This window comes from Pseudomonas sp. L-22-4S-12 (genome assembly GCF_009799935.1).
Taxonomy (GTDB): domain Bacteria; phylum Pseudomonadota; class Gammaproteobacteria; order Pseudomonadales; family Pseudomonadaceae; genus Aquipseudomonas.
On the sequence record NZ_WELL01000015.1, the window covers coordinates 1 to 26,170 of the forward strand.

Annotated in this window: 22 protein-coding genes and 2 pseudogenes; 12 read left to right on the forward strand and 12 right to left on the reverse strand. The window is 66.4% G+C overall.

Translation table 11 applies throughout. From position 1 onward, the window contains the following. The coding region (locus F3I16_RS20765) for a hypothetical protein (RefSeq protein WP_256670262.1) at positions 1 to 254 on the forward strand (254 nt) is incomplete at its 5' end. A 269-nt stretch (positions 255 to 523) separates the two neighbouring features. Here the strand turns inward: F3I16_RS20765 and F3I16_RS20770 are convergent. Then, positions 524 to 985 (reverse strand): Lrp/AsnC family transcriptional regulator, encoded by a 462-nt coding sequence (locus tag F3I16_RS20770; RefSeq protein WP_160495428.1) that lies wholly within the window; start codon positions 983 to 985, stop codon positions 524 to 526. 300 nt (positions 986 to 1,285) lie between these two features. Between F3I16_RS20770 and F3I16_RS20775 the strand changes: the two genes are divergently transcribed. The 4 genes from F3I16_RS20775 to lpdA are packed head-to-tail and all read left to right on the forward strand — an operon-like array spanning position 1,286 to position 6,259. Beyond that, positions 1,286 to 2,518, forward strand: a complete 1,233-nt coding sequence (locus F3I16_RS20775; protein WP_160495429.1) for a 3-methyl-2-oxobutanoate dehydrogenase (2-methylpropanoyl-transferring) subunit alpha — start codon at positions 1,286 to 1,288, stop codon at positions 2,516 to 2,518. After that, on the forward strand, positions 2,515 to 3,567 hold the full coding sequence (locus F3I16_RS20780; protein WP_160495430.1) for an alpha-ketoacid dehydrogenase subunit beta: 1,053 nt from the start codon (positions 2,515 to 2,517) through the stop codon (positions 3,565 to 3,567). Before F3I16_RS20775 ends, F3I16_RS20780 begins: the two co-directional genes overlap by 4 nt. Beyond that, entirely contained in the window at positions 3,568 to 4,848 is a 1,281-nt protein-coding gene (locus tag F3I16_RS20785) for a dihydrolipoamide acetyltransferase family protein (RefSeq protein WP_160495431.1), read from the forward strand. It begins immediately after the preceding gene. A gap of 4 nt (positions 4,849 to 4,852) precedes the next feature. Further along, the gene (gene lpdA / locus F3I16_RS20790) at positions 4,853 to 6,259 is read left to right on the forward strand and encodes a dihydrolipoyl dehydrogenase (protein WP_160495432.1); all 1,407 of its coding nucleotides are present in this window, start codon (positions 4,853 to 4,855) and stop codon (positions 6,257 to 6,259) included. Positions 6,260 to 6,356: 97 nt separating this feature from the next. On the opposite strand, the gene F3I16_RS20795 is transcribed toward lpdA, so the two are convergent. After that, positions 6,357 to 6,884 (reverse strand): DUF3087 domain-containing protein, encoded by a 528-nt coding sequence (locus F3I16_RS20795; protein WP_160495433.1) that lies wholly within the window; start codon positions 6,882 to 6,884, stop codon positions 6,357 to 6,359. 298 nt (positions 6,885 to 7,182) lie between these two features. Between F3I16_RS20795 and F3I16_RS20800 the strand changes: the two genes are divergently transcribed. Further along, a complete protein-coding gene (locus tag F3I16_RS20800; protein ID WP_160080874.1) occupies positions 7,183 to 7,482 on the forward strand; it encodes a DUF3303 domain-containing protein in 300 nt (99 codons plus the stop codon). A 131-nt stretch (positions 7,483 to 7,613) separates the two neighbouring features. Here F3I16_RS20800 and hrpA read toward each other — a convergent pair whose 3' ends face one another. Continuing rightward, positions 7,614 to 11,675: an ATP-dependent RNA helicase HrpA gene (gene hrpA / locus F3I16_RS20805; RefSeq protein WP_160495434.1), complete on the reverse strand. Its 4,062-nt coding sequence runs from the start codon at positions 11,673 to 11,675 to the stop codon at positions 7,614 to 7,616. A 743-nt stretch (positions 11,676 to 12,418) separates the two neighbouring features. Here hrpA and F3I16_RS21475 point away from each other — a divergent pair. Next, positions 12,419 to 12,580: pseudogene (locus tag F3I16_RS21475) on the forward strand (HAMP domain-containing protein); the annotation flags it as partial. A 114-nt stretch (positions 12,581 to 12,694) separates the two neighbouring features. Next, a complete protein-coding gene (locus F3I16_RS21480) occupies positions 12,695 to 13,450 on the forward strand; it encodes a methyl-accepting chemotaxis protein (protein WP_372238589.1) in 756 nt (251 codons plus the stop codon). A 115-nt stretch (positions 13,451 to 13,565) separates the two neighbouring features. Here F3I16_RS21480 and fadD1 read toward each other — a convergent pair whose 3' ends face one another. Continuing rightward, positions 13,566 to 15,257: a long-chain-fatty-acid--CoA ligase FadD1 gene (gene fadD1, locus F3I16_RS20815; RefSeq protein ID WP_160495436.1), complete on the reverse strand. Its 1,692-nt coding sequence runs from the start codon at positions 15,255 to 15,257 to the stop codon at positions 13,566 to 13,568. 238 nt (positions 15,258 to 15,495) lie between these two features. Continuing rightward, positions 15,496 to 17,178, reverse strand: coding sequence for a long-chain-fatty-acid--CoA ligase FadD2 (fadD2, locus tag F3I16_RS20820; RefSeq protein WP_160495437.1), 1,683 nt, complete (start codon positions 17,176 to 17,178; stop codon positions 15,496 to 15,498). 196 nt (positions 17,179 to 17,374) lie between these two features. Here fadD2 and F3I16_RS20825 point away from each other — a divergent pair, with 196 nt between their 5' ends. The 3 genes from F3I16_RS20825 (at position 17,375) to F3I16_RS20835 (ending at position 19,603) form a co-directional block, all read left to right on the forward strand. Continuing rightward, the gene (locus tag F3I16_RS20825; RefSeq protein WP_160495438.1) at positions 17,375 to 18,109 is read left to right on the forward strand and encodes an ABC transporter substrate-binding protein; all 735 of its coding nucleotides are present in this window, start codon (positions 17,375 to 17,377) and stop codon (positions 18,107 to 18,109) included. A 67-nt stretch (positions 18,110 to 18,176) separates the two neighbouring features. Beyond that, a complete protein-coding gene (locus F3I16_RS20830) occupies positions 18,177 to 19,136 on the forward strand; it encodes an alpha/beta hydrolase (protein WP_160495439.1) in 960 nt (319 codons plus the stop codon). After that, complete coding sequence (locus tag F3I16_RS20835; protein WP_160079225.1) at positions 19,133 to 19,603, forward strand: MaoC family dehydratase; 471 nt, start codon at positions 19,133 to 19,135, stop codon at positions 19,601 to 19,603. The genes F3I16_RS20830 and F3I16_RS20835 overlap by 4 nt, the downstream gene beginning before the upstream one ends. Before the next feature lie 54 nt (positions 19,604 to 19,657). Here the strand turns inward: F3I16_RS20835 and F3I16_RS20840 are convergent. The 5 genes and pseudogenes from F3I16_RS20840 to F3I16_RS20850 form a co-directional block, all read right to left on the reverse strand. Further along, positions 19,658 to 19,843: pseudogene (locus F3I16_RS20840) on the reverse strand (FUSC family protein); the annotation flags it as partial. Between the two features lie 155 nt (positions 19,844 to 19,998). Then, positions 19,999 to 20,118, reverse strand: a complete 120-nt coding sequence (gene ccoM, locus F3I16_RS21290) for a cytochrome c oxidase subunit CcoM (RefSeq protein WP_305984780.1) — start codon at positions 20,116 to 20,118, stop codon at positions 19,999 to 20,001. A gap of 166 nt (positions 20,119 to 20,284) precedes the next feature. Continuing rightward, positions 20,285 to 20,446, reverse strand: a complete 162-nt coding sequence (locus F3I16_RS21035; RefSeq protein ID WP_178116701.1) for a hypothetical protein — start codon at positions 20,444 to 20,446, stop codon at positions 20,285 to 20,287. Positions 20,447 to 20,715: 269 nt separating this feature from the next. After that, complete coding sequence (locus F3I16_RS20845) at positions 20,716 to 21,312, reverse strand: alpha-ketoglutarate-dependent dioxygenase AlkB (RefSeq protein WP_160495440.1); 597 nt, start codon at positions 21,310 to 21,312, stop codon at positions 20,716 to 20,718. An 18-nt stretch (positions 21,313 to 21,330) separates the two neighbouring features. Beyond that, positions 21,331 to 21,636: an aspartate-semialdehyde dehydrogenase gene (locus F3I16_RS20850; RefSeq protein WP_160495441.1), complete on the reverse strand. Its 306-nt coding sequence runs from the start codon at positions 21,634 to 21,636 to the stop codon at positions 21,331 to 21,333. A 179-nt stretch (positions 21,637 to 21,815) separates the two neighbouring features. On the opposite strand from F3I16_RS20850, the gene rapA reads away from it, so the two are divergent. Next, positions 21,816 to 24,677 (forward strand): RNA polymerase-associated protein RapA, encoded by a 2,862-nt coding sequence (rapA, locus tag F3I16_RS20855; protein ID WP_160495442.1) that lies wholly within the window; start codon positions 21,816 to 21,818, stop codon positions 24,675 to 24,677. 68 nt (positions 24,678 to 24,745) lie between these two features. On the opposite strand, the gene F3I16_RS20860 is transcribed toward rapA, so the two are convergent. Beyond that, the gene (locus F3I16_RS20860) at positions 24,746 to 25,555 is read right to left on the reverse strand and encodes an SDR family oxidoreductase (protein WP_160495443.1); all 810 of its coding nucleotides are present in this window, start codon (positions 25,553 to 25,555) and stop codon (positions 24,746 to 24,748) included. A gap of 134 nt (positions 25,556 to 25,689) precedes the next feature. Continuing rightward, entirely contained in the window at positions 25,690 to 26,058 is a 369-nt protein-coding gene (locus F3I16_RS20865) for a DUF2784 domain-containing protein (protein ID WP_160495444.1), read from the reverse strand. Positions 26,059 to 26,170: the final 112 nt, after the last annotated feature.

Genomic DNA, 26,170 nt, shown 5'->3' on the forward strand with positions numbered 1-26,170 from the left:
CTCATGGCCTCATCTTCTCAAGAGTTGAGGCCTCCACGAAACCCGGGGCGATTCAAGGCAGCTTTGGGGAAGCGCATGACTGGTACACCATGGCTGAAGAGCGCGGCGCCAGTCAACAGAGCATCGATACCGAACTAAAGGGTATCTTCCTTCGAGCAGACAAGGTCAGCCGCGAAAATATGAGGGCGTCCTTGTTGGCAACTGATCCGGCCCGCTACAGCTGGGTGAATGACAAGAAGTATCGCAACTCCTGAAATGTACTCTGGGTGGGCCTAAATCTAACTACCCAGCTCCGGTGAGCCGTGCACACCACCAAACTTCAGCAAGTAGCCTGGGTATCGAAACGGTGGACAACGCTTAATTGTCCACCAGCCTTTTCGACAGCCAGCGCCAGGTGGCATATACCCTCTTCCCAGCTCTGGCATCGGCGCACCATGTGCACCTCCTTCAACACCGCAGCACTGGTAAAAGCTTCGCGGCTGAAGCCGCTCCCACAGAAGTGCCAACGGGAACCCAGCGCCCCTCAGATCGGCGGCGCCGAGCGCAGCATCACTGACTTCAGGGCAAACGCAGACTTGATCCCGGCGACGCCGGGGATGCAGGTCAGGGTGTGGGTGAGGAAAGCCTGGTAGGCGGCCAGGTCCTTGACCACCACGCGCAGCATGTAGTCGGCGTCGCCGGTCATCTGGAAGCAGCTCATCACCTGCGGCGCCTCGACGATGCGCTCCTCGAAACGGGCGAGGTAGTCGCCGGTCTGCTTTTCTAAGGAGACCGAGACGAACACGCTCATCGCTCCGGACAGGCGCTCCTCGTCGAGGCGCGCAAAATAGCCCTGGATGTACTGCTCGTCTTCCAGGCGCCGCACCCGGCGCAGGGTCGGGGTCATCGACAGGCCGACTTTCAGGGCCAGGTCGCGCCAGCTCATGCGGCCGTCTTCGGCCAGCGCGCGGAGGATTTTCAGGTCGATGCGGTCAAGTTCGGACATGGCGGCAGGCTTCTACGATTATTGGTTTTATTAGTTAAAACATACTAATAGCGCCAGGCAAACCTAGTCACTTTGGAGCAAAAAACTAGCAGTCGAAGCATATACTGAAATCACAAGAACAACGACGAGGGCCTCACCATGAGTGATGTCACGCACACCCGCCTCCCCTGCCGCACCCGCCGCGCGCATGCCCTTTGCGCTTCCGTCCAGCCTGCCCGGCTGCATCCGCCCAGTCCGCCGCCCGCCACGCTCGTTCGCCCCTGATCCCTTTCCGATCCGAGTTTTTTGGCTGGAGGCAACATGACTGACTACGCGCCCTTGCATCTGCACGTGCCGGAGCCCACCGGGCGACCGGGCTGCAAGACCGACTTTTCCTACCTGCACCTGTCCGCCGCCGGCACCGTGCGCAAGCCGGCCATCGAGGTGGAACCCGCCGCGACCAGCGACCTGGCCTACAGCCTGGTGCGCGTGCTCGACGAGCAGGGCAACGCCGTCGGCCCGTGGGACCCGCAGCTGAGCAGCGAACAGTTGCTGCGCGGCCTGCGCGCGATGCTCAAGACCCGCATCTTCGACGCACGCATGACCACCGCGCAGCGGCAGAAGAAGATGTCCTTCTATATGCAGTGCCTGGGCGAGGAAGCCATCGCCACCGCGCACACCCTGGCCCTGCAGGACGGCGACATGTGTTTCCCGACCTATCGCCAGCAGGGCATCCTGATCGCCCGCGACTACCCGCTGAAGGAGATGATCTGCCAGCTGCTGTCCAACGAGGAAGACCCGCTCAAGGGCCGCCAGCTGCCGATCATGTATTCCAGCCGCGCATACGGCTTCTTCTCCATCTCCGGCAACCTGGCCACCCAGTTCATCCAGGCGGTGGGCTGGGCCATGGCCTCGGCGATCAAGGGCGATACCAAGATCGCCTCGGCCTGGATCGGCGACGGCGCCACTGCCGAATCGGACTTCCACACCGCCCTCACCTTCGCCCACGTCTACCGCGCGCCGGTGATCCTCAACGTGGTCAACAACCAGTGGGCGATCTCCACCTTCCAGGCCATCGCCGGCGGTGAAGGCACCACCTTCGCCAACCGCGGCGTCGGCTGCGGCATCGCCTCGCTGCGGGTCGACGGCAACGACTTCCTCGCCGTCTACGCCGCCTCGCAGTGGGCCGCCGAGCGCGCCCGGCGCAACCTCGGGCCGAGCCTGATCGAGTGGGTGACCTACCGCGCCGGCCCGCACTCGACCTCGGACGACCCGTCGAAATACCGCCCGGCCGACGACTACAGCCACTTCCCCCTGGGCGACCCGATCGCTCGCCTGAAGCAGCACATGCTCGCTCTGGGCATCTGGTCCGAAGCACAGCACGAAGCGCTGCACAAGGAGCTGGAAGGCGAAGTGCTGGCCGCGCAGAAGGAAGCGGAAAGCCACGGCTCGCTGGTGGACGGCCACGTCTTCAGCGCCGCCAGCATGTTCGAGGATGTCTACAAGGAGCTGCCGGAGCACCTGCGCCGGCAGCGCCAGGAGCTCGGGGTATGACCGCCATGACTACGCAGCACGAGAACGCCCAGGCCGTCACCAGCATGACCATGATCCAGGCGCTGCGCTCGGCGATGGACGTGATGCTGGAACGCGACGACAACGTGGTGGTGTTCGGCCAGGACGTCGGCTACTTCGGCGGCGTGTTCCGCTGCACCGAAGGCCTGCAGAGCAAGTACGGCACCTCGCGGGTGTTCGACGCGCCGATTTCCGAGAGCGGCATCATCGGCGCTGCCGTGGGCATGTGCGCCTACGGCCTGCGTCCGGTGGTGGAAATCCAGTTCGCCGACTACGTCTACCCGGCGTCCGACCAGCTGATTTCCGAGGCAGCGCGCATCCGCTACCGCTCAGTCGGCGATTTCACCGTGCCGATGACCGTGCGCATGCCCTGCGGCGGCGGTATCTACGGCGGACAGACGCACAGCCAGAGCCCGGAGGCGATGTTCACCCAGGTCTGCGGCCTGCGCACGGTGATGCCGTCCAACCCCTACGACGCCAAGGGCCTGCTGATCGCCTGCATCGAGAACGACGACCCGGTGATCTTCCTCGAACCCAAGCGCCTGTATAACGGCCCGTTCGACGGCCACCACGACCGCCCGGTGACGCCCTGGTCCAAGCATGCGGCCAGCCAGGTGCCGGAGGGTTACTACAAGGTGCCGCTGGACAAGGCCGCCATCGCCCGCCCCGGCAACGCGCTGACCGTACTGACCTACGGCACCATGGTCTACGTGGCCCAGGCCGCCGCCGAAGAGACCGGCGTGGACGCCGAGATCATCGACCTGCGCAGCCTCTGGCCGCTGGACCTGGAGACCATTGTCACTTCGGTGAAAAAGACCGGGCGCTGCGTGATCGCCCACGAGGCCACCCGCACCTGCGGCTTCGGCGCCGAGCTGATGTCCCTGGTGCAGGAACACTGCTTCCACCACCTGGAAGCGCCCATCGAGCGGGTCACCGGCTGGGACACGCCCTACCCGCACGCCCAGGAGTGGGACTACTTCCCGGGGCCGGCGCGGGTCGGCGCGGCATTCAAGCGCGCAATGGAGGTCTGAATGGGTACGCATGTGATCAAGATGCCGGACATCGGCGAAGGCATCGCCGAAGTCGAGCTGGTGAAGTGGTATGTGCAAGTCGGCGAGACCGTCGCCGAGGACCAGACCCTGGCCGACGTGATGACCGACAAGGCCATGGTGGAAATCCCCTCGCCGGTGGCCGGCACGGTGCTGGCCCTGGGCGGCACGCCGGGCCAGGTGATGGCCGTCGGCAGCGAGCTGATCCGCCTGGAGGTGGCCGGCGCCGGCAATGCCAAGGCCGGCGAGCCCGCACCGGCCATTGAGGCGCGTGCCGAGCAGCCGGTAGCCGCCGAGCCGGTAGCGACCGTGGCTGCGCCGCCCGCCTCCGCTGCACCGGCGCGCGCCACCGCCAGTCCGGCGCCCGTTCCGAGCGTGCGCCGCCAACCGGGCGAGAAACCGCTGGCCTCACCGGCCGTGCGCCAGCGCGCCCGCGAGCTGGGCATCGAATTGCAGTTTGTCAGCGGCAGCGGGCCGATCGGGCAGATCCGCCATGAAGACCTCGACGCCTACCTGACCCGCGGCCAGACCGGTATGCCGCGCGCCAGCGGCTATGCCGCGCGCCACGACGAGCAGGCCATCCCGGTGATCGGCCTGCGGCGCAAGATCGCGCAGAAGATGGCCGAGGCCAAGCGACGCATCCCGCACTTCAGCTACGTCGAGGAAATCGACGTGACCGACCTGGAAGCCCTGCGCGTGCACCTGAATGGCAAACATGCTCAGCAGCGCGGCAAGCTGACCCTGCTGCCGTTGCTGATCCGCGCCCTGGTGGTGGCGCTGCGCGAACATCCGCAGCTCAACGCCCGCTATGACGACGAGGCCGAAGTGGTCACCCGCTACGGCGCGGTGCATGTGGGCATCGCCACCCAGAGCGACAACGGCCTGATGGTGCCGGTGCTGCGCCACGCCGAATCCCGCGACCTGTGGGGCAATGCGGCGGAAATCACCCGCCTGGCCGAGGCCGCGCGCAGCGGCAAGGCCCAGCGCGACGAGCTGTCCGGCTCGACCATCACCCTGAGCAGCCTCGGCGCCCTGGGCGGCATCGTCAGCACGCCGGTTATCAACGCGCCGGAAGTCGCCATAGTCGGGGTCAACCGCATGGTCGAACGGCCGGTGGTGCTCAACGGGCAGATCGTGGTGCGCAAGATGATGAACCTGTCCTCCTCCTTCGATCACCGGGTGGTCGACGGCATGGACGCGGCCGCCTTTATCCAGTCGGTGCGCGGCCTGCTCGAACACCCTGCCAGCCTGTTCCTGGAGTGAGCCTGTGAAGCACAACCAGACCCTCGAAACCACCCTGCTGATCATCGGCGGCGGCCCCGGCGGCTACGTCGCCGCCATCCGCGCCGGCCAGCTGGGCATCCGCACCGTGCTGGTGGAAGGCGCCGCCCTCGGCGGCACCTGCCTGAACATCGGCTGCATCCCGTCCAAGGCGCTGATCCATGCCGCCGAGGAGTTTCTCAAGGCGCGCGAGTACGCGGCACACTCGCCCCTGGGCATCCAGGTGCAGGCGCCGCGCATCGACATCGCCCGCACCGTGGCGTGGAAGGACGGCATCGTCGACCGCCTCACCAGCGGCGTCGCCGCGCTGCTGAACAAGCACGGCGTCACCGTCGTGCAGGGCTGGGCGCGGATCGTCGACGGCAAGACGGTGGCCGTCGATCTCCCCGGCGGCCACAGCCAGCAGATCCATTGCCAGCACCTGCTGCTGGCCGCCGGCTCGAAGTCGGTGGAACTGCCGTTCCTGCCGCTGGGCGGCAACGTCATCTCCTCCACCGAGGCCCTGGCGCCGGAGACGCTGCCCCAGCGCCTGGTGGTGGTCGGCGGCGGCTATATCGGCCTGGAGCTGGGCACCGCCTACCGCAAACTGGGCGTCGAGGTGACGGTGGTGGAAGCGCAGCCGCGCATCCTGCCGAGCTACGACGAGGAGCTGACCAAGCCCGTCGCGGCCGCACTGCGCAAGCTGGGCGTGGAGCTGTACCTCGGCCACAGCGTGCTGGGCCTGGAACCCGGCGGCCACGGCCTGCGCGTGCGCGACGAGCAGGGCGCGCAGCGGGTGATCGAGGCCGACCAGGTACTGGTCGCCGTCGGCCGTCACCCCAACACGGCCGGCTGGAACCTGGAAAGCCTGGGCCTGGACATGAACGGCCGCGCGCTGCGCATCGACGAGCAGTGCCGCACCTCGATGCGCAACGTCTGGGCCATCGGCGATATCGCCGGCGAACCGATGCTGGCGCACCGCGCCATGGCCCAGGGCGAAATGGTCGCGGAAATCATTGCCGGCAAACGCCGTGCCTTCACCCCCACGGCCATCCCGGCGGTGTGCTTCACCGACCCGGAAGTGGTGGTGGTCGGCCAGTCGCCGGAACAGGCCAAGGCCGCCGGGCTGGACTGCCTGGTGGCGAGCTTCCCCTTCGCCGCCAACGGCCGCGCCATGACCCTGGAATCCAGCGACGGCTTCGTGCGTGTGGTGGCACGCCGCGACAACCACCTGATCCTCGGCTGGCAGGCCGTGGGCAAGGCGGTCTCGGAGCTGTCCACGGCCTTCGTCCAGTCCATCGAGATGGGCGCGCGCCTGGAAGACATCGCCGGCACCATCCACGCCCACCCGACCCTCGGCGAAGCGGTGCAGGAAGCGACGCTAAGGGCCTTGGGGCATGCCCTGCATATCTGAGCAACGCGAAGGCTAGGCGACCTGTAGGGTGCGCCGTGCGCACCAGGCACCCACGCGGTGCCCATGGTGCGTGCGGCGCACCCTACGGGATCGTGGCTTACCCGCCCGCCTGCTTCACCGCCACCAGCCAGGCCGGATCGAGGCGGTTCTGCTCCAGCTCCAGCCCCTGCGCCTCCATGCTCGCGCGGTGCTGGTCGATCTCGCGCACCATCTGGCTGATCTCGCTGGTGTTGCCGTCCAGCTGGTGCATCTGGGTCACGCCCAGGTGGTAGAAGCGCAGCAGCTTCATCGCCGCCGGGTCGCCGGCCGCCACGCCGGTTTCGACGTGGTGCATGATATTGGTGATGCGCATCAGGTTGCGCTTGAGCTGCCAGCCATACACCGCCGGCGCCATCCACGGCAGCGCCCACAGCTTGAAGCGTACCAGCGCGATGGTCAGCCCCAGCCCGGCCAGCACGCCGATCAGGTTCCAGCGGAAATTGTCGCCCCCGGCCGTGCCGAACAGCAGCACCAGCGTGGCGGACAGCAGCAGGGCCAAACCCACGAAGGTGGCGGCGATCACCAGGGTGATGCGCCGGGTTTGCCGGCGGTAGTCTTCGGGGTTGTGCGGTTTGATCTCGAACATGGGGGCGCGCGGTTCCGGGTTGAATGAATGACCAGACGTGCATTATCACCCGTAACGTCCGCGCAGATGCAGAGCGGTTATGCGCAGTGCGCGGCCTGCCCGCCTGGCGTGATCAAACCACCCGCAATATCGCCAAAGCGTCGCGCCCTATCGCCACTCGTTTCTAGCCCTCGCCCGAGGCTGGCCAAGGCCTGGCTTATAGTTTTTGAGTGGGTTGTTTCGCCTTCTACCCATGGCGGATCGCCTGCGATCCGAACCGAACATCGAGTTCCTGCCACTATCGTTTCAGGAGGTGCGTATGTTGTTCGCCGTCAGTTACAAGACTCGGGGCACGCTCACCGAGGATACCGCTGGCCGCTCGCTCAAGTTGTTCGCCAACTGGGCGCCGCCTGCCGGTTACGTGTTCAAGGCCCACTACACCAACGCCGATGGCAATGGCGGCCTGGCTTTGGTCGAGATCGACTCGGCCGCCGCCGCGCTGGAAGTGCACAGCGCCTGGACGCCGTTCTTCGAATTCACCACGGTGCCCATCCTCGAGATCGAACAGGCCATGCAGATTCACGCCAAGACCAGCAGCTGGCGCGCATCGGTGAAATAGCCGCGAACGGGACGCCAGCCTGCTTATCCACCCGGCTGCATTGCCGCCCTGTGCGGGGATGCAGCCGGTCGGCAGCCTGGCTTACGGACGGGGAACGCATGGCTGCGCGGCTGAAGCCGCAAACCTGACAATCAGGCCTCGACGCTGCTCCACTGCTTGCTCAGGCGCTTGTCCGACACCGCCATCCTGGTCCCCAGCTGCTGGGCGAACAGCGACACGCGGTATTCCTCCAGCATCCAGCGATACAGCGTCAGGTTGGCGTCGCGCTTGCCTTCCTGGCCGTGCTTGCCCAGGCGCGCCTGGTACTGCTCCCAGTAGCCGGCCAGCTCGCCGGCCCAGACGCGGTCGCGCTGCACCTGGCCGGCGATCTTGTCCAGGCGCTGCTCGATGGCCTTGAGGTAGCGCGGCACTTCCTTGAGCCACTCGCCCGGGGTTTCGCGGACGAAGCCGGGATAGATCAGGTTGCTCAGTTGCAGCTTGATGTCGTTGAGGGCCATGGCCTGGGCCAGGTCGATCTTGCCCTTGAAGCGCTTCTGCAGGCCGTGCCACAGCTTGAGGATGTCCAGGGTCAGCCTGGCCAGGCGCTCGGCGTGGTCGGCCCAGGCGCCGCGCTTGCTCTCGGCCAGGGCGGCCAGCGCCGCACCATCGCGCGGCAGGGTCGCTTCGCCGTCGAGGATGCAGCTGTCGAGGCTGGCCAGCAGGATGTCCTCGACCAGCGCCTCCACCCGGCCCAGGTCGCGATACAGCAGGCCCAGCTCGGTCAGCCCCGGCAGCTTGTTACGCAGCCATTTACCTTGGTCGGCTAATTGTTGCAGCAGCAGGCGCTGCAGGGCGCGGCGGTGCTGGTAGTCGGCTTCGGCCTGGGTCGGGAAGCGACCTTCCTTGACCACCCCACCCTCTTCCACCAGCGCCGGGAACACGGTCATGGAGAGACCGGCGATCTTCTGCTGGGTCTTCTCGGCGACTTCGGCGAAGGCCTTGGCTTGCACCGGTTGCTGCGCCTTGTCCGTCTGCGGGATGGCCAGCGCGGCCTGGCTGGCTTCGGCGAAACGCGCGCACAGCTCGGCCAGGTCGCGGCCTTCGCCGAGGAACTTGCCCTTGGCGTCGACCACTTCCAGGTTCATCTTCAGGTGGCTGTCGACCTGCGCAGCAGCTTCGCTCCAGGCTTCCTCGGAAACCCGCGCGCCGGTCATGCGCGTCAGTTCGCGGCCAAGATTTTCCGCCAGGCTGCCCTGGGCGAAGGTGAGCTTGCCCAGCGCCGCGCCGACGAAGTCCGGCACCGGCACGAAGTTCTTGCGCAGCGCCTTGGGCAGGTTGCGCACCAGGGCTATGGCCTTGGCCTCCAGCAGGCCGGGCACCAGCCACTCCAGACGCTCGGGCGGCAGTTGCGGCAGCAGCGGCGCCGGCACGCGCAGGGTCACGCCGTCGCGCGGGTGGTTGGGCTCGAAGTGGTAGCTCAGCGGCAGTTGCAGCTCGCCGATCTGCAGGAGGTCCGGGTACTGCTGGGCGGTGACCTCCTTGGCATCCCGGGCCAGCACGTCCTCCTCGCGCATGATCAGCAGCTGCGGGTTCTTCGCGCTCTCGCTCTTGTACCAGTGCTCGAAGGTGTCAGCCTGGTTGATCTCCGCCGGGATGCGCGCATCGTAGTAGGCGAACAGGGTTTCCTCGTCGGCGAGGATGTCGCGGCGCCGGGCCTTGGCTTCCAGCTCGTCGAGTTTCTCCAGCAGCAGGCGGTTGGCGTTAAGGCACTTGGCACGGCTGTTGATTTCGCCACGCACCAGGCCTTCGCGGATGAACAGCTCGCGCGAGGCCAGCGGGTCGACCGGGCCATAGTGCACCGGGCGGCGACCGACCACGATCAGGCCATACAGGGTGACCTGCTCGAAGGCCACCACCTGGCCGCGCTTCTTCTCCCAGTGCGGCTCGAAGTGGTTCTTCTTGATCAGGTGGCCGGCCAGCGGCTCGATCCAGTCCGGCTCGATCTTGGCCACCTGGCGGGCGAACAGCTTGGTGGTTTCCACCAGTTCGGCGGCCATCACCCAGGTCGGTTTCTTGCGGCCGATCACGCTGGACGGGTGAATCCAGAAGCGCCGCTGGCGCGCGCCGAGGTAGTCGCCGTCCTCGGTCTTCTGGCCGATCTGGCTGAGCAGGCCGCTGAGGATCGCCTTGTGCACGGCCGCGTAGCCCTTGGCGCGCTGCGCCGCTTCGCTGGCCTCGGCCTGCTCACGGGCAATGGCGTTGACCTTGGTGTCCTTGGTCGGTTGCGGGCGGGCGTCGCCCTTGTGGGCGGGGCTTTGGCCGCGACTGGCGGCTTGCGGGGCACCATCGCGGCTAAAGCCGCTCCCACCCGGTGCTTGCAGCTGCAGCTCGCGGGCGATCAGCACCAACTGGCGGTGGGCGTCGCGCCATTCGCGCAGGCGCATGTAGTTGAGGAAGTTCTTCTTGCACCAGTTGCGCAGCGGGCTTGCGCCCAGCTCCTGGCGCTTCTCCTCGAAGCCGCGCCACAGGTTGATCTGCGCGGCGAAGTCGGAGTCGACGTCCTTCCACTGGGCATGGGCCTGGTCGGCGGCCTGCTGGCGGTCCATCGGCCGCTCGCGCGGGTCCTGCACCGACAGCGCGGCGGTGACGATGAGGATCTCGTCCAGGCTGCCGAGCTTGGCCGCTTCCAGCACCATGCGCCCCAGGCGCGGGTCGATGGGCAGGCGCGCCAGCTGGCGGCCGATGGTCGTGAGCTGGCTGTCACGATCGACCGCCGAGAGCTCCTGCAACAGATTGAAGCCGTCGCTGATGGCCTTGCCATCCGGCGGCTCGATAAAAGGGAATGCCTCGATGGTGCCCAGGCGCAGATGGAGCATCTGCAGGATCACCGCGGCCAGGTTGGTGCGCAGGATTTCCGGATCGGTGAAGGCCGGCCGGCCGAGGAAGTCCTCCTCGCTGTACAGGCGCACGCAGATGCCCGGCTCGACCCGCCCGCAACGGCCCTTGCGCTGGTTGGCGCTGGCCTGGGAGATGGCCTCGATGGGCAGGCGCTGGACCTTGGCGCGGTAGCTGTAGCGGCTGATCCGCGCCGTGCCGCTGTCGATCACGTAGCGGATGCCCGGCACGGTCAGCGAGGTTTCCGCCACGTTGGTGGCCAGCACGATCTTGCGTCCGCTCATGGGCGCGAAGATCTTCTGCTGCTCGGCCGGGGTCAGCCGCGCGTACAGCGGCAGAACTTCGGTGAAGCGCAGGTTGGCCTTGCGCAGCACCTCGGCGGCATCGCGGATCTCGCGCTCGCCGGGCAGGAAGATCAGTACATCGCCGGGGCGTTTGCCCTCGGCCCTCTCATGGGCGGCGATCTCGTCCAGCGCGGCGAGGATACCCTGATCGACGGTCAGGTCATCCAGCAGGCTCTCGCCCTCCTCGTCCACTTCGGCGGCCAGCGGGCGGTACCAGGTCTCCACCGGGTAGGTGCGCCCGGAGACCTCGACGATCGGCGCGTCGTTGAAGTGCTTGCTGAAGCGCTCCAGGTCGATGGTCGCCGAGGTGATGATCACCTTGAGGTCGGGGCGGCGCGGCAGCAGGGTTTTCAGATAACCCAAGAGGAAGTCGATGTTCAGCGAACGCTCGTGGGCCTCGTCGACGATGATGGTGTCGTACTTTTCCAGGTAGCGGTCGTGCTGGGTCTCGGCCAGCAGGATGCCGTCGGTCATCAGCTTGATCAGGCTGCTGTCCTTGCTCTGGTCCTCGAAGCGCACCTGGTAGCCGACCAGCTCGCCCAGTGGCGTGCCGATTTCCTCGGCCACCCGGGTGGCGACGCTGCGCGCGGCCAGGCGGCGCGGCTGGGTGTGGCCGATCAGGCCGTGCACGCCGCGGCCGATCTCCAGGCAGATCTTCGGCAACTGGGTGGTCTTGCCCGAGCCGGTTTCGCCGGCGATCACCAGTACCTGGTGTTCCTGCAGCGCCTTCTTGATCTCGTCGCGCTTGGCGGCAATCGGCAGGTTGTCGTCGTAACGCATGACCGGCACGCTGCGCTTGCGCGCCTCGACCTTGGCCTTTGATGCCTGGAAGCGCTCCAGCCACTGCGCCTGCTTGGCCTCGTCCGGCTTCTTCTGCAGCTCGTGCAACTGGCGGCGCAGGCGATGGCGGTCGGCCAGCAGGGCCTGGTCGAGGTTGTTCAGCAGTTGATTGAAAGCGGGCGTTGCGTCGGTCATGGCGGGGACTTGTCGGAGAGCAGCAGGGCTGCCGGCAGCGCGCGGATTGGCGGGCGACGGCAGCGGCAATAGAGGCCGGCGATTGTCGCAGATTGCCCCACTGCTCGGGAAACCCCGGTTCTGTTGCCCACGGCAAGCGAATGACGACTGGACGAGGCTAAAGATCCGCGGCCTCGATCCGCTACAGTGAGTAGCGCAGCCTCGCCACAACCTTGACAGACATCAACCGCACGCGTGCCGCACTGCGGCAGAGTATGGCCAAATGCCAGTCAGTTACCCACAAGAAGTCGAATATGGGCACATGGATTCGTAATCTCTCGCTGAAATACAAGTTCTGGGCGGTCAATCAGGTGGCCTTCGTCACCACCCTGCTGCTGGTGCTGTTCGCCATGCAACAGGAACAGCAAGGCCTGGCCGATGCCGCCCGCGACGCCGCCCAGGCGCGCGCCAGCCTGCTGGCCGCCTGGCCGCAGGACCAGCAGCTGCCGGGCGATGCCCAGGCGCTGCGCTTCGCCAGCGGCAGCCGGCCGAACCTGGCCGGGGTGGATGGCGCGGCGCTGGCCAACGGCCGCGGCTGGGTCGAGCTGGAGCACGATGGCCTGTGGGGCGACAGCCCGGTGATCGGCGCCTGGGTGCAGGATGCCGCGAGCGGCCAGCGCCTGGCCGTGCTGGCCCGCGCACCGAGCCTGCTGCAGGTGTTTCAACAGCGGGCCGGGGCCTATGCCCTGGCGGTGGCGGTGCTGATGCTGTTGCTGCTGGGCGCCTCGCAGCTGCTGATCCGCTTCATCCTCAGCCACCTGCACGCGCTCAAGGACACCATGCTGCACGTCGAGCGCAGCGGCGACCTGTCGGCCCGCGCGCCCAGCGACAGCCTGGACGAAGTGGGCCAGATGGCCAGTGCCTTCAACGCCATGCAGGGCGGCTACCAGCGCGTGGTCGCCACCGTGGCCCAGGCCGCGGCCAGCCTGGACGAAGGCGCCAAGCGCTTGGAGGCCAGCATGACCCAGGTGCGCAGCGGCATGCTCGGCCAGCAGAGCGAGACCGACCAGGCCGCCACGGCGATCAACGAGATGTCCGCCACCGTGCACCATATCGCCCAGCACGCCGCCGACACCCGCGACCAGTCCACCGAGGCGGACCGCCTCAGCGGCATCGGCCTGCAGGTGGTCGAGCGCGCCAGCAGCGCCATCGCCAACCTGTCCCAGGGCGTGCAGCAGACCGCCGAGATGATCCAGCAGCTGGCCGAGGACAGCCAGACCATCGGCGGCATGGTCAACGTGATCCACGGCATCGCCGAACAGACCAACCTGCTGGCACTCAACGCCGCCATCGAGGCTGCCCGCGCCGGCGAGATGGGCCGCGGCTTCGCCGTGGTCGCCGACGAGGTACGCAACCTGGCCAAGCGCGTGCAGGACTCCACCGACGAGATCACCCGCATGATCAGCAACCTGCAGGCCGGCAGCCGCGACGCCGTGGAGTTCATGCGCGAAAGCTCGCTGAAGGCCGACCATTGCGTGCAGGAAGCCGGTGCCGCCGGCGAGGCCCTGGGCAACATCGCCCAGGCCGTGGCACTGATGCGCCAGAGCAACACGCAGATCGCCGTGGCCGCCGAGCAGCAGAGCCAGGTCGCCGAGGAAATGACCCGCTCGGTGGTCGGCATCCGCGACGTCACCGAACAGACCGTGCAGCAGACCCTGGCCTCGGCCAGCACCAGCGCCGAACTGGTCAACCTGGCCGAGGAACTGGGCAAGGCCGTGGGCAAGCTCAAGCTCTGACATGACGCAGGGTGCGCCATGCGCACCAAATGCCTGCACGATGCCCGGTGCGCCCTAGCACCGTAGAAACGACAAAGCCCCGCCGAAGCGGGGCTTTGTCTTGGCAGCGCAGGCGTCAGGCCTTGGCGGCGATCTTCTTCAGCTCTTCGTCACGCAGCTCGCGACGCAGGATCTTGCCGACGTTGGTGGTCGGCAGGCTGTCGCGGAACTCCACGGAACGCGGCACCTTGTAGCCGGTGAGGTTGGCACGCATGTGCTCCATCACCTGTTCCTTAGTCAGGCTTTCGCCCGGCTTGACCACCACGAAGACCTTGATCGCCTCGCCGGATTTCTCGTCCGGCACGCCGATGGCGGCGCACAGCAGCACGCCCGGCAGGGTCACCAGCACGTCTTCCAGCTCGTTCGGGTAGACGTTGAAGCCGGACACCAGAATCATGTCCTTCTTGCGGTCGACGATGCGCATGAAGCCGTCGGCCTGGATCACGGCGATATCGCCGGTCTTCAGCCAGCCATCCTTGTCGAGCATCTCGTCGGTGGCGTCCTGGCGCTGCCAGTAGCCCTTCATCACCTGCGGGCCCTTGACGCACAGCTCGCCACGCTCGCCCATCGGCAGGTCGTTGCCGGCGTCGTCGATGACCTTGCACAGGGTCGAAGGTACCGGGATGCCGATGGTGCCGATCTGGATGTTCTGGAACGGGTTGACCGAGACCACCGGGCTGGTTTCGGTCATGCCGTAACCTTCGCAGATGGCGCAACCGGTGACTTCCTTCCAGCGCTCGGCCGCGGCCAGCTGCAGGGCCATGCCGCCGGACAGGGTCAGCTTCAGGCCGGAGAAGTCCAGCTTGCGGAAGTCTTCGCTGTTGCACAGGGCGACGAACAGGGTGTTGAGGCCGACGAAGGCGCTGAACTTCCAGTTGCCCAGTTCCTTCACGGTGCCCGGCAGGTCGCGCGGGTTGGTGATCAGGATGTTGTGGTTGCCGGTCAGCATCATCGCCATGCAATGGAAGGTGAAGGCGTAGATGTGGTACAGCGGCAGCGGGCAGATGACGATCTCGCAACCTTCGTTGAGGTTGGAGCCCATCAGCGCCTTGGCCTGCAGCATGTTGGCGATCAGGTTGCGGTGGGTCAGCATCGCGCCCTTGGCCACGCCGGTGGTGCCACCGGTGTACTGCAGCACGGCGACGTCGCCGTTGCTCGGGTTGGCTTCCTTGACCGGCTTGCCGCGGCCCTTGGCCAGGGCCTCGTTGATCTTCACCGCCTGCGGCAGGTTGTAGGCCGGTACCATCTTCTTCACGTGCTTGACCACGAAGTTGACCAGGGTGCGCTTGAGCAGCGGCAGCAGGTCGGCGACTTCGGTGACCACCACGTGCTTGATGCCGGTCTTGGGCAACACTTCCTCGGCCAGGTGGGCCATGTTGGCCAGGCACACCAGGGCCTTGGCGCCGGAGTCGTTGAACTGGTGTTCCATCTCCCGCGCGGTGTACAGCGGGTTGGTGTTGACCACCACCAGACCGGCACGCAGCGCGCCGAACACCACGACCGGGTATTGCAGGACGTTGGGCAGCTGCACGGCGATGCGGTCGCCGGGCTGAAGGTCGGTGTGGTTCTGCAGATAGGCGGCGAACGCGCCGGACAACTCGTACAGCTCACCGTAGGTGAGTGTCTTGCCCAGGTTGCTGAACGCAGGCTTGTCGGCAAAGCGTTGGCAGGACTGTTTCAGTACCGCCTGAATATTGGGGTACTGGTCGGCATCGATCTCGGCAGCGATCCCGACTGGGTACTTGTCCTTCCAGAAGTTCTCGGTCATGGAAGCCTACTCCTGAGCAACAGCTTATTTACACCACGCAAGGGCGGTTAATTATTGTGTTTGGCGGGCCGATCCAGAGCCGGATCGACTAAAAAACCGCGCCGAGAGTAGCAGCTTTGCCAAACAGCGACTAGCACCAAACCTGCCCTGATCGGTCACAAAAATGACCGTTCATTATTTAACGGTCATTTTCTTGACTGCCTGGAAAAACCCAGCGAACTCAGGCAGGCCGAGGCTTTCAGGCGATATCGCGGAGTTCGCGACGGAGAATCTTGCCGACCGGGGTCATCGGCAAGGCGTCCTTGAAGACGATGTGCTTGGGCACCTTGTAACCGGTGAAGTTCTCCCGGCAGTAGGCCTTCAGCTCGTCCAGGCTAACCCCGCCCTCGCGCGGCACGACGAACAGCTTGACCGCCTCGCCGGATTTCTCGTCCGGCACGCCGATGGCCGCGCAGCTGGCGACTTTCGGGTGGGCCATGACCACGTCCTCGATCTCGTTGGGGTACACGTTGAAGCCGGAGACGATGATCATGTCCTTCTTGCGGTCGACGATGCGCACGTAGCCGTCCGGGTCGATCACCGCCACGTCGCCGGTCTTGAACCAGCCTTCGTCATCCAGCATCTCGGCGGTGGCTTCCGGGCGCTGCCAGTAGCCCTTCATCACCTGCGGACCCTTGATGCACAGCTCGCCACGTTCGCCGATCGGCTGTTCGACGCCCTCGTCGTCGATCACCTTGAGCGTGGTGCCGGCCACCGGGATGCCCACCGTACCCAGGCGCGCCAGCTTGCCGTAGCAGTTGGTGGTGGCCACCGGCGAGGTCTCGGTGAGGCCGTAGCCCTCGACGATCGGACAACCGGTCATCTGCTGCCAGCGCTCGGCGGTGGCTTTGACCAGCGCGGTGCCGCCGGAGTTGGTCAGCTTGAGGCGGGAGAAGTCCAGGTTCTTGAACTCGGGGTGGTCCATCAGCGCGACGAACAGGGTGTTGAGGCCCAGCAGCGCGGAGAACTGCCACTTGCCCAGCTCCTTGACGAAGCCGGCGATGTCGCGCGGGTTGGTGATCAGCACGTTATGGTTGCCGCTGACCATCATGCACATGCAGTTCGCGGTGAAGGCATAGATATGGTACAGCGGCAGCGGCGCGATCATGATCTCGCCGCCTTCGCGCATCAGCGGCAGGCCGTCCTCGCCGGTCTGCTGCAGGCAGTTGTGCACCTGCTGCATGTTGGCCACCAGGTTGCCATGGGTGAGCATGGCACCCTTGGCCACCCCGGTGGTGCCGCCGGTGTACTGCAACACGGCGATGTCGTCGAAGCCGACCTTGACCGGTTTCAGGCCATGGCCCTGGCCCAGCACGTCCTTGAAGCGCACGGCCTGCGGCAGGTGGAAGTCCGGCACCAGCTTCTTCACCTTCTTCACCAGGGTGTTGACCAGCCAGCCCTTGAGGCTGGGCATCAGGTCGCCCATGCGCGCCTCGATCAGGTACTCGATGTCGCTGTCGGGCAGCACTTCCTGCACCGACTTGCCGAAGGTGTTGAGGTACACCAGGGCACGCACGCCGGCATCCTTGAACTGGTGGCGCATCTCGCGCACGGTGTACAGCGGGTTGGTGTTGACCACGATCAGCCCGGCGCGCATGGCGCCGAACACGGCGATCGGGTACTGCAGGATATTGGGCATCTGCACGGCGATGCGGTCGCCGGGCACCAGGTCGGTGTTCTTCTGCAGCCAGGCGGCGAAGGCCGCGGAATGGCGCTCCAGCTCGGCATAGCTGAGCGTCACCCCGAGGTTGCTGAAGGCCGGGCGATCGGCGAATTTCTTGCAGGAGCGTTCGAACACTTCGACCACCGAACGGTAGGTGGAGAGATCGAGCTGGCTGGATACCCCGGCCGGACGCTTGTCGTCCCAGAAGTCAGGTTGCATTGTTGTTATTCCCCTTGACCTGAAAATGCCAACCGGCCGCCTCCAAGGCGGTCGGGCTGCAGCGGAACTTAGCAGCTCCGTCGGCGCCGGCAAATAGCCGGAGCTGGTCATTGACCCCATGAATCTTGCGCAGTGCAGCAGAACGATCATCAACTCGTTAAGCTATCGCCACCCATGATCCTGCCGCGTCGTTCCCATGCTCCTACGCTGCTGCACCGCCTTTCTCGCCTTCTGGCTGTGCCTTGCGGCAGCGGCAGGCGAAATACGCCTGGCCACTCTCGAGTATCCCCCCTACAGCTCCCAGCGCCTGCCGGCCGGCGGCAGCATCGTCGAGCTGACCCAGCGCGCCTTCGCCACCCAGGGCCACACGGCCCGGGTGGACTTCCTGCCCTGGGCGCGGGTCCGGGCCGAGTTGCGCAACGGCCTGTACCAGGGGGCCCTGGCGCTCTGGCCGCAAGAGATCATCGAGGAGCATCTGATCGCTTCACGGCCGCTGTTCTACAGCCAGCTGGGATTCTTCGTGCGCCAGGACAGCCCGGTGCCTTTCGCCACCCTGGCCGAGCTGCGCGGCCAACGGGTCGGTGTGGTACGCGGCTACGGTTATCCGCCTCGCCTGCTGCGCTCGGGCCTGATTGCCGAGGAAGCCGTGGACGACATCAGCAACCTGCGCAAACTGGCGGCGCGGCGTTTCGACCTGGTGTTGCTGGAGCGCATCGTCGGCCAGCACCTGATCGAGGCTGATCCAGCCTTGCGCGGCCGCCTGACCTGGCAGGAACCGGCAGTGGCGCGCGTTCCGCTGTTCGTCGGTTTCACCCCGGCGCAAGCCGGCCGGCCCGACTGGGCGCAGATTTTTGCCCGCGGCCTGGCCGAGCTGCACAGCAACGGCGAATACACCCGCATCCTCCAGCGCCACGCCGGCGCCGCGCCCTGAACAAGCGCTTTGCCTGCCCCGCCAAGGCATGCACAATGCCGTGATACCCAGGGCAAAAGGACCCGCCATGCAACACGCAGAGTTCTGGTTAAGCACAGCCGACGGCAGCCAGCTGTTCGTCAACCACTGGCATGCCGATGGCCCACCCAAGGCCGTGGTGATGATCGCCCACGGCATGGCCGAACACAGCGCCCGCTATGCCCGCCTGGCCGCCGCCCTGGTCGCCGATGGCTTTGCCGTGTACGCCCACGACCAGCGCGGCCACGGCCGCACCGCCGAACAGGGCGTGCTCGGCCATTACGCCGACGAAGGTGGCTGGCACAAGGTGGTTGGCGACCTGGCCTGCCTCAATCACCATATCCGCCAGCAGCATCCGCGGGTTCCGATCTTCCTGCTGGCACACAGCATGGGCAGCTACATCGCCCAGGCCTACCTGATGCAGCACAGTTGCAGCCTGCAGGGCGCCATCCTGTCCGGCTCGAACTACCAGCCGCTGGCCCTGTACCGCGCGGCCAGCCTGATCGCCCGCTTCGAGCGCTGGCGCCAGGGCCCGCTGGGGCACAGCAAGCTGATCGACTTTCTCTCGTTCGGCTCGTTCAACAAGGCCTTCAAGCCCAACCGCACCGCCTTCGACTGGCTCAGCCGCGACCCGGCCGAAGTCGACAAGTACATTGCCGACCCGCTGTGCGGTTTTCTCTGCAGCAACCAGCTGTGGGTCGACCTGATCGGCGGCTTCCAGCAAATCACCCCGATCAAGCACCTGGCGCAGATCGACAGCGACCTGCCGCTGCTGGTGGTCGGCGGCTCGCGTGACCCGGTCAGCCAGGGCAAGCGTCTTGCTGATCTGGCCGGCGCCCTGCGCACCGCCGGCATCCACGATGTGCAGCTGCAGATTTACCCCGACGCCCGTCACGAGATCCTCAACGAGAGCAATCGCGAGCAAGTCACCGACCACCTGCGCACCTGGCTGAACGCGGCCCTGAGCCGTCGCCGGGAGTGCCCCGACCCCACCAAGGAGCCCCTATGACCCAGGTCAGCAACATCCCCTACGACGCCCTCGAAGTCGGCCAGCAGGCCAGTTTCGAGAAGACCGTGGAAGAGCGCGACATCCAGCTGTTCGCCGCCGTTTCCGGCGACAACAACCCGGTACACCTGGACGCCGCCTTCGCCGCCGAGACGCTGTTCAAGGAACGCATCGCCCACGGCATGTTCAGCGGTGCGCTGATCAGCGCCGCGATCGCCTGCCGCCTGCCCGGCCCGGGCACCATCTACCTGGGCCAGAGCCTGAAATTCACCCGCCCGGTGAAGCTCGGCGACACCCTCACGGTCAAGCTGGAAGTCTTGGAGAAGCTGCCCAAGGGCCGCGTCAAGCTGGCCACCCGCGTGTTCAACCAGAACGACGAACAGGTGGTCGACGGCGAAGCCGAAGTGCTCGCCCCGCGCGCCGCGCAGACCCTGACCATGCCGGCCATGCCGCAGGTGACCATCGGCTGACCAGCCCGGCTGCCGTCCGCCGCGCCACGCGCAGCGGACGCACGGGCCCCGGGCGATGGCGCCTGGCAGGCGCGCCAGCCCCTTCTGCACCACCATGCCGGCCAGCGGCTGGGCGACGAGGAAGGCCGTCGACAGCGCCCACTGCGGTTGCTGGCCGAAACGCAGCGCACACCAGAGTGCCAGGCCGCCGGCCAGGAGGGTCTTGATGGCGAACGGGATGGCCTGCGGCGCAGGCGCCACGAAAGCCTGAGCCTAGGCGAGATTCTGAAACGCCAACTAATTGTTAGCCGGCCAACTACAAATCCGGAAAGATCCCCTGCCACCTTTTCGACGGGCAAAAAAATGGGCGACCGAAGTCGCCCTAAATTGCCTTGCGTGCTCTGTAACGGGAAGGATTAATTCGACTTGGTCTTCTTGTGCGCATCCTTCCAGATGAAGTAACCGACGCCGCCGAAGAAGGCGACCATCAACAAAACTGTACCGATACCGGCGAGTACCACTGTATCGACGAACATGGCTGCCTCCTTGTGCAATCCCCTGTTGGATGGCTTCAAGGTAGCGCAGGCACGGGGATGGAAATTGACCGGGGTCAATGTCCGCGCGGGGCGGCAGGCGGGAGGTGGTGCGGGCGTTGATCTGGATCAAGTTTGCCGAGGGGCTGGCGCCCTGCCCGGCCGGTTTTCAGCGCTTCTTCGGCTTGGCCTTGGCCTTCTTCTTGGCCTTGGGCAACGGCAGCGCCTGCTCGAAGGCCTGGCGCATCTCGTCAAGTTTCTTGTCGTGCAGGTCGTGGATGCGCTTGCCGCGTTCGGCACTGAAGTCGATCAGTTTGTCGTCGTTGCTCATGGTTAGGGTCTGCTCCCGCTTCGTTCGCGAACCGCGTTGCTGGACAAAATCGCGCCAGGCAAGGCGCGGGACGCAGGGAATGGTGGCCCCTTGCCAAGTCCCGCAACGCCGCATGGCGCGATTTTGCACGCAACCCGATGGGACGGGCCAGTATTTGCGCGGAACGTCGTTACTCGACGGCTCATTTGGACGACCAAACCACGCGTCTCGCGCCTAGCTCCGCGCAAATACTGGCTCCGTCGCGGCCGCGAACGAAGCGGGAACAGACCCTAAGTCCGGATCAGGCGAAAAGTGAGGTTGAGGCGTGGCGCCACCGGCTGGGCGGTTTTCGCCACCTGATGCTGCCAATGATGCTGGGTTGCGCCGCGCATGACCAGCAGCGTGCCATGCTCGAGCAGCAGCGAATGCTCGATGCGGCTGTGGCCCTTGCGGCGCAGGTCGAAGCGCCGGCTGCCGCCCAGGCTGAGCGAGGCCACCAGCGGCTCAGGCCCCAGCTCGGGCTCGTCGTCGCTGTGCCAACCCATGGAGTCCTGGCCGTCGCGGTAGTAGTTGAGCAGCACGCCGTTGAGCGCCTGCCCCGCCACCGCCTCGACCCGGGCGCGGATCTCGGCCAGCAGCGGCGTCCACGGCAGCGGCTGGTGAACCAGCCCGGAATAGCGGTAGCTGGCCTCGGCATCGCCATACCAGGCCACCAGGCGCGGCACCGGGTAGTGGCGGCCATGCAGGCACACCTGCGGCTGGGTCCAGGGCGTTTGCGCCAGCAACTGTTGCAGCCAGCGATCGGCACAGGCGGGCGCCAGCCAGTGCCGGCGCAGCTCCAGCGCGGCATCGGGGAGTTGCAGGGGCAGATCGGCGAACAGGTCCATGGGCTCAGCCAGCGCGCATCATACTTCCACGTCCACCCACAGGCCCTGGCGCGGCAGCTCCTCGAGGTCCTGCTGCTCGGCCTGGGAGGCCTGCGCCTCGGCTTCGAGCAGGTCTTCCGGGCTGCTGTAGCCACGCCGCTGGCGCCGGCGCTGTTCCTCGCGCAGGAGCATCTCGCTTTCCTGGGGATGGCGCTTGTCCAGCTCCACCGCGCTTTCCTTGGCACTCTCGCTGACCGGAGTGACCGGGGGAATCTCCGGGCGCGGCTTGGGCACGTCCTGCTGGACGGTCACCGGCTGCAGGCTGTGCGGAATGGGCGGCAGCATGATTGTTCCTCCCGGGCTCTATGGCTGCTGTCGGCCGGACGGCGCTCAACTTGAGCGCACGCTCGCTACACTTTGGACTCGGGCCTGGCCGATTGATTCAGGGCAAAGGCGCAAGTGGCGTCGCTCTGCGCGCGGCGTTCCGTTACCATACGCGGCTTTTTTCGCAGCTGGGGCAATTCATGGCAAGTAGTGGCACTGTGCAGCAGTATCAACCGGGGCAGCGCTGGATCAGCGACAGCGAAGCCGAACTGGGCCTGGGCACCATCCTCACCTCGGACGGGCGCCTGCTCACCGTGCTCTATCCGGCCACCGGGGAGACCCGCCAGTATTCCTTGCGCAACGCCCCGCTGACCCGCGTGCGCTTCGCCCCGGGTGACGAGATCACCCACTTCGAAGGCTGGAAGATGACCGTGCAGGAAGTCGAGGACGTCGACGGCCTGCTGGTCTACCACGGTTTCGATGCCCAGCACGCGCCCTACACCCTGCCGGAAACCCAGCTGTCCAACTTCATCCAGTTCCGTCTGGCCAGCGACCGCCTGTTCGCCGGGCAGATCGATCCGCTGAGCTGGTTCTCCCTGCGCTACCACAGCCTCGAACACCAGAGCCGCCTGCTGCAGTCCAACCTGTGGGGCCTGGGCGGCGCACGCGCCCAGCCGATCGCCCACCAGCTGCACATCGCCCGCGAAGTGGCCGACCGGGTCGCCCCGCGCGTGCTGCTGGCCGACGAAGTGGGCCTGGGCAAGACCATCGAGGCCGGCCTGGTGATCCACCGCCAGCTGCTCAGCGGCCGCGCCTCGCGGGTGCTGATCCTGGTACCGGAGAACCTGCAGCACCAGTGGCTGGTGGAAATGCGCCGGCGCTTCAACCTGGAAGTGGCGCTGTTCGATGCCGAGCGCTTCGTCGAAAGCGATGCCGACAACCCCTTCGAGGACACCCAGCTGGCGCTGGTTTCCCTGGAATGGCTGAAGCACAGCGACAAGGCGCAGGACGCCGCGTTCGCCGCCGGCTGGGACCTGCTGGTGGTCGACGAGGCCCACCACCTGGTCTGGCACCCGGAAAAGGCCAGCGACGAGTACCGCCTGGTCGAGCAACTGGCCGGGCTGATCCCCGGCGTGCTGCTGCTCACCGCCACCCCGGAACAGCTGGGCCTGGAAAGCCACTTCGCGCGCCTGCGCCTGCTCGATCCCAACCGTTTCCACGACCTCGACGCCTTCCGCGCCGAGAGCGCCAACTACCGCCCGGTCGCCGAAGCGGTGCAGGAGCTGCTCGACGAAGGTCGTCTGTCGGAGCAGGCCCACGCCACCATCCACGGCTTCCTCGGCGCCGAGGGCGAAGCCTTGCTGGCCGCGGTCAACGATGGCGACAGCGAGGCCGCCGCACGCCTGATCCGCGAGCTGCTCGACCGCCACGGCACCGGCCGCCTGCTGTTCCGCAACACTCGCGCCGCGGTGCAGGGTTTCCCCCAGCGCGAGCTGCACGCCTACCCGCTGGCCAACCCGATGGAGTACCTGGAGCTGCCGCTCGGCGAGCATGCCGACCTGTACCCGGAAGTCAGCTACCAGGCCCAGCAGGAAGGCGGCGAGGACGAGCGCTGGTGGAAGTTCGACCCGCGCGTCGACTGGCTGATCGACACCCTGAAGATGCTCAAGAAGTTCAAGGTGCTGGTGATCTGCGCCCACGCCGAGACCGCCCTGGACCTGGCCGACGGCCTGCGCGTGCGCTCCGGCATCCCGGCCACGGTGTTCCACGAGGGCATGAACATCCTCGAGCGCGACCGCGCCGCCGCCTACTTCGCCGACGAGGAATTCGGCGCCCAGGTGCTGATCTGCTCCGAGATCGGCTCCGAAGGCCGCAACTTTCAGTTCAGCCACCATCTGGTGCTGTTCGACCTGCCGGCCCACCCGGACCTGCTCGAACAGCGCATCGGTCGCCTCGACCGCATCGGCCAGAAGCATGTGATCCAGCTGCACGTGCCGTACCTGGAGAACAGCCCGCAGGAGCGCCTGTTCCAGTGGTACCACCAGGCGCTCAACGCCTTCCTCAACACCTGCCCGACCGGCAACGCCCTGCAGCACCAGTTCGGCCCGCGCCTGCTGCCGCTGCTGGAAGAAAGCGACGGCGGCGACTGGCAGGGCCTGCTGGACGAAGCCACGGCCGAGCGCAAACGCCTGGAAGGCGAGCTGCACAGCGGCCGCGACCGCCTGCTGGAGCTCAACTCCGGCGGCTCCGGCGAAGGCCAGCAGCTGGTCGAGGACATTCTCGAACAGGACGACCAGTTCGCCCTGCCGATCTACATGGAAGAGCTGTTCGACGCCTATGGCATCGACAGCGAAGACCATTCGGAAAACGCCCTGGTGCTGCGCCCCAGCGAGAAGATGCTGGACGCCAGCTTCCCGCTTGGCGACGACGAAGCGGTCACCGTCACCTACGACCGCAACCAGGCCCTGGCCCGTGAAGACATGCAGTTCCTTACTTGGGAACACCCCATGGTGCAGGGCGGCATGGACCTGGTGCTGTCCGGCTCGATGGGCAACACCGCGGTGGCGCTGATCAAGAACAAGGCGCTGAAACCCGGCACCGTGCTGCTCGAACTGCTCTACGTCAGCGAAGTGGTGGCCCCGCGCTCGCTGCAATTGAGCCGCTACCTGCCGCCGGTGGCCCTGCGCTGCCTGCTCGACGGCAACGGCAACGACCTGGCCGCGCGCGTGGCCTTCGAGACCCTCAACGACCAGCTGGAAAGCGTGCCACGGGCCAGCGCCAACAAGTTCGTGCAGGCCCAGCGCGAAGTGCTGAGCAAGCAGATCAACGCCGCCGAGGCGAAGATCCTGCCGCGCCACACCCAGCGCGTGGACGAGGCGCGCCAGCGCTTCAGCGCCGGCCTGGACGAGGAAATCGCCCGCCTGACCGCCCTGCAGGCGGTCAACCCGAGCGTGCGCGACAGCGAGATCGAGGCCCTGCGCAAGCAGCGCAGCAGCGGTCTGGGCTTCTTCGAGAAAGCCGCCATGCGCCTGGAGGCGATCCGCGTACTGGTCGCCGGCTGACGGTCGACCAGACAGCACAAGGGCGGCCTAGGCCGCCCTTGTTGCATCTGGCATCCGCTGAAGACTGCTCAGGCGGCGCCCATCTTGCTGCGCATCTTCTCGCACATCAGGGTCATCTCGTCGTAGATCGCCTGCGGATTCTGCCGCTTGATCTGCCAGGCCATGCGCCCCTGCTCGTGCGGCAGGATCATGAACTCGCCCTTGGCGACTTCCTGGTAGATGTAGTCGGCGATATCCGCGGCGCTGATCGGGCTCTGCTCCAGCAGCTTGCCGACCTGCTGCTTCATTGCCGGGGTCGGGCCACGGAAGGAGTCGAGCAGGTTGGTCTGGAAGAACGACGGGCAGACCACGTGCACACTGACGCCGTCCGGCTTGAGTTCGGGCAGCAGGCTCTCGGACAAGGCCACCACGCCGGCCTTGGCCACGTTGTAGTTGCTCATCGCCGGGCCCTGCATCAGCGCCGCCATGGAGGCGATGTTGATGATGCGCCCCTTGCTCTGCAGCAGCAGCGGCAGGAAGGCCTTGCAGCCCTTGATCACGCCCATCAGGTTGATCGACAGCTGCCAGTCCCAGTCTTCCAGGCTGAGGTCGCCGAAAAAGCCACCGGCCGACACCCCGGCGTTGTTGACCAGCACATCGAGGCCGCCGAAGCGCTCCTCGCAGGCCTGGGCCACGGCAGTCAGCTGGCTGTAGTCGCGCACGTCGCAACGCATGGTGAAGCCATCGCCACCGGCCGCGCGCACCAGCTGCAGGGTTTCCGCCAAACCGCTCTCGTTGACGTCGGCCAGGGCCAGTTGCCAGCCTTCGCGCGCCCAGCGCAGGGCTATTTCACGTCCCAGGCCGGAGCCGGCCCCGGTAATCATCATGCGCTTTTGCATTGTCTACAGCCTTGTTGTCTGGTGAGGATGTCCGGAGTGTAACCAAGGCTGGCGCGGCGGCCTTGCTGCATCAAATCGCTGAATGACGGGCAAGAAAGCGGCCCCGGCTAGGGGCATGCCTCCGCTTGCACCTGTCAGCGCCTACGCCGCGCGCACCACAGCAGCCACAGGTAGATCGGCAGATTGACCAGCAGCACCAGCACGCCCAGCCACACCTGGCTCTGCGCCGTGAGGCCGGCCGGGTAGATCAGCGGAATCAGGTAGTGCTCGATAAAACCGTCGCTGTAGCCCACCTGCCCCGCCGCCTGGCGCAACTGGTTCTCCAGCGGCGTCAACGGGCAGTACAACTGCAACAACTCCACCGTCGCCGCCCAGGCCACCGCCGGCACATGCAGCAGGGCGAGCCAGCGCCAGCGCAACAGCAGCAGCGCGCCGAACAGCACGAACAGGATGAAGCCCAGGTGCACCAGCACCACGGCATCGGCCGCCAGACGCGCCATCATCAGCGCAAGCCTCCTTTACGCCACCCACCACCAGTAACCTGCCGCCCTGCGGCGTTGCCAAATCTCGTGCCCTGCATTCCCGCTTCTCCCTGCACAGTTCGTCGCTCCATCC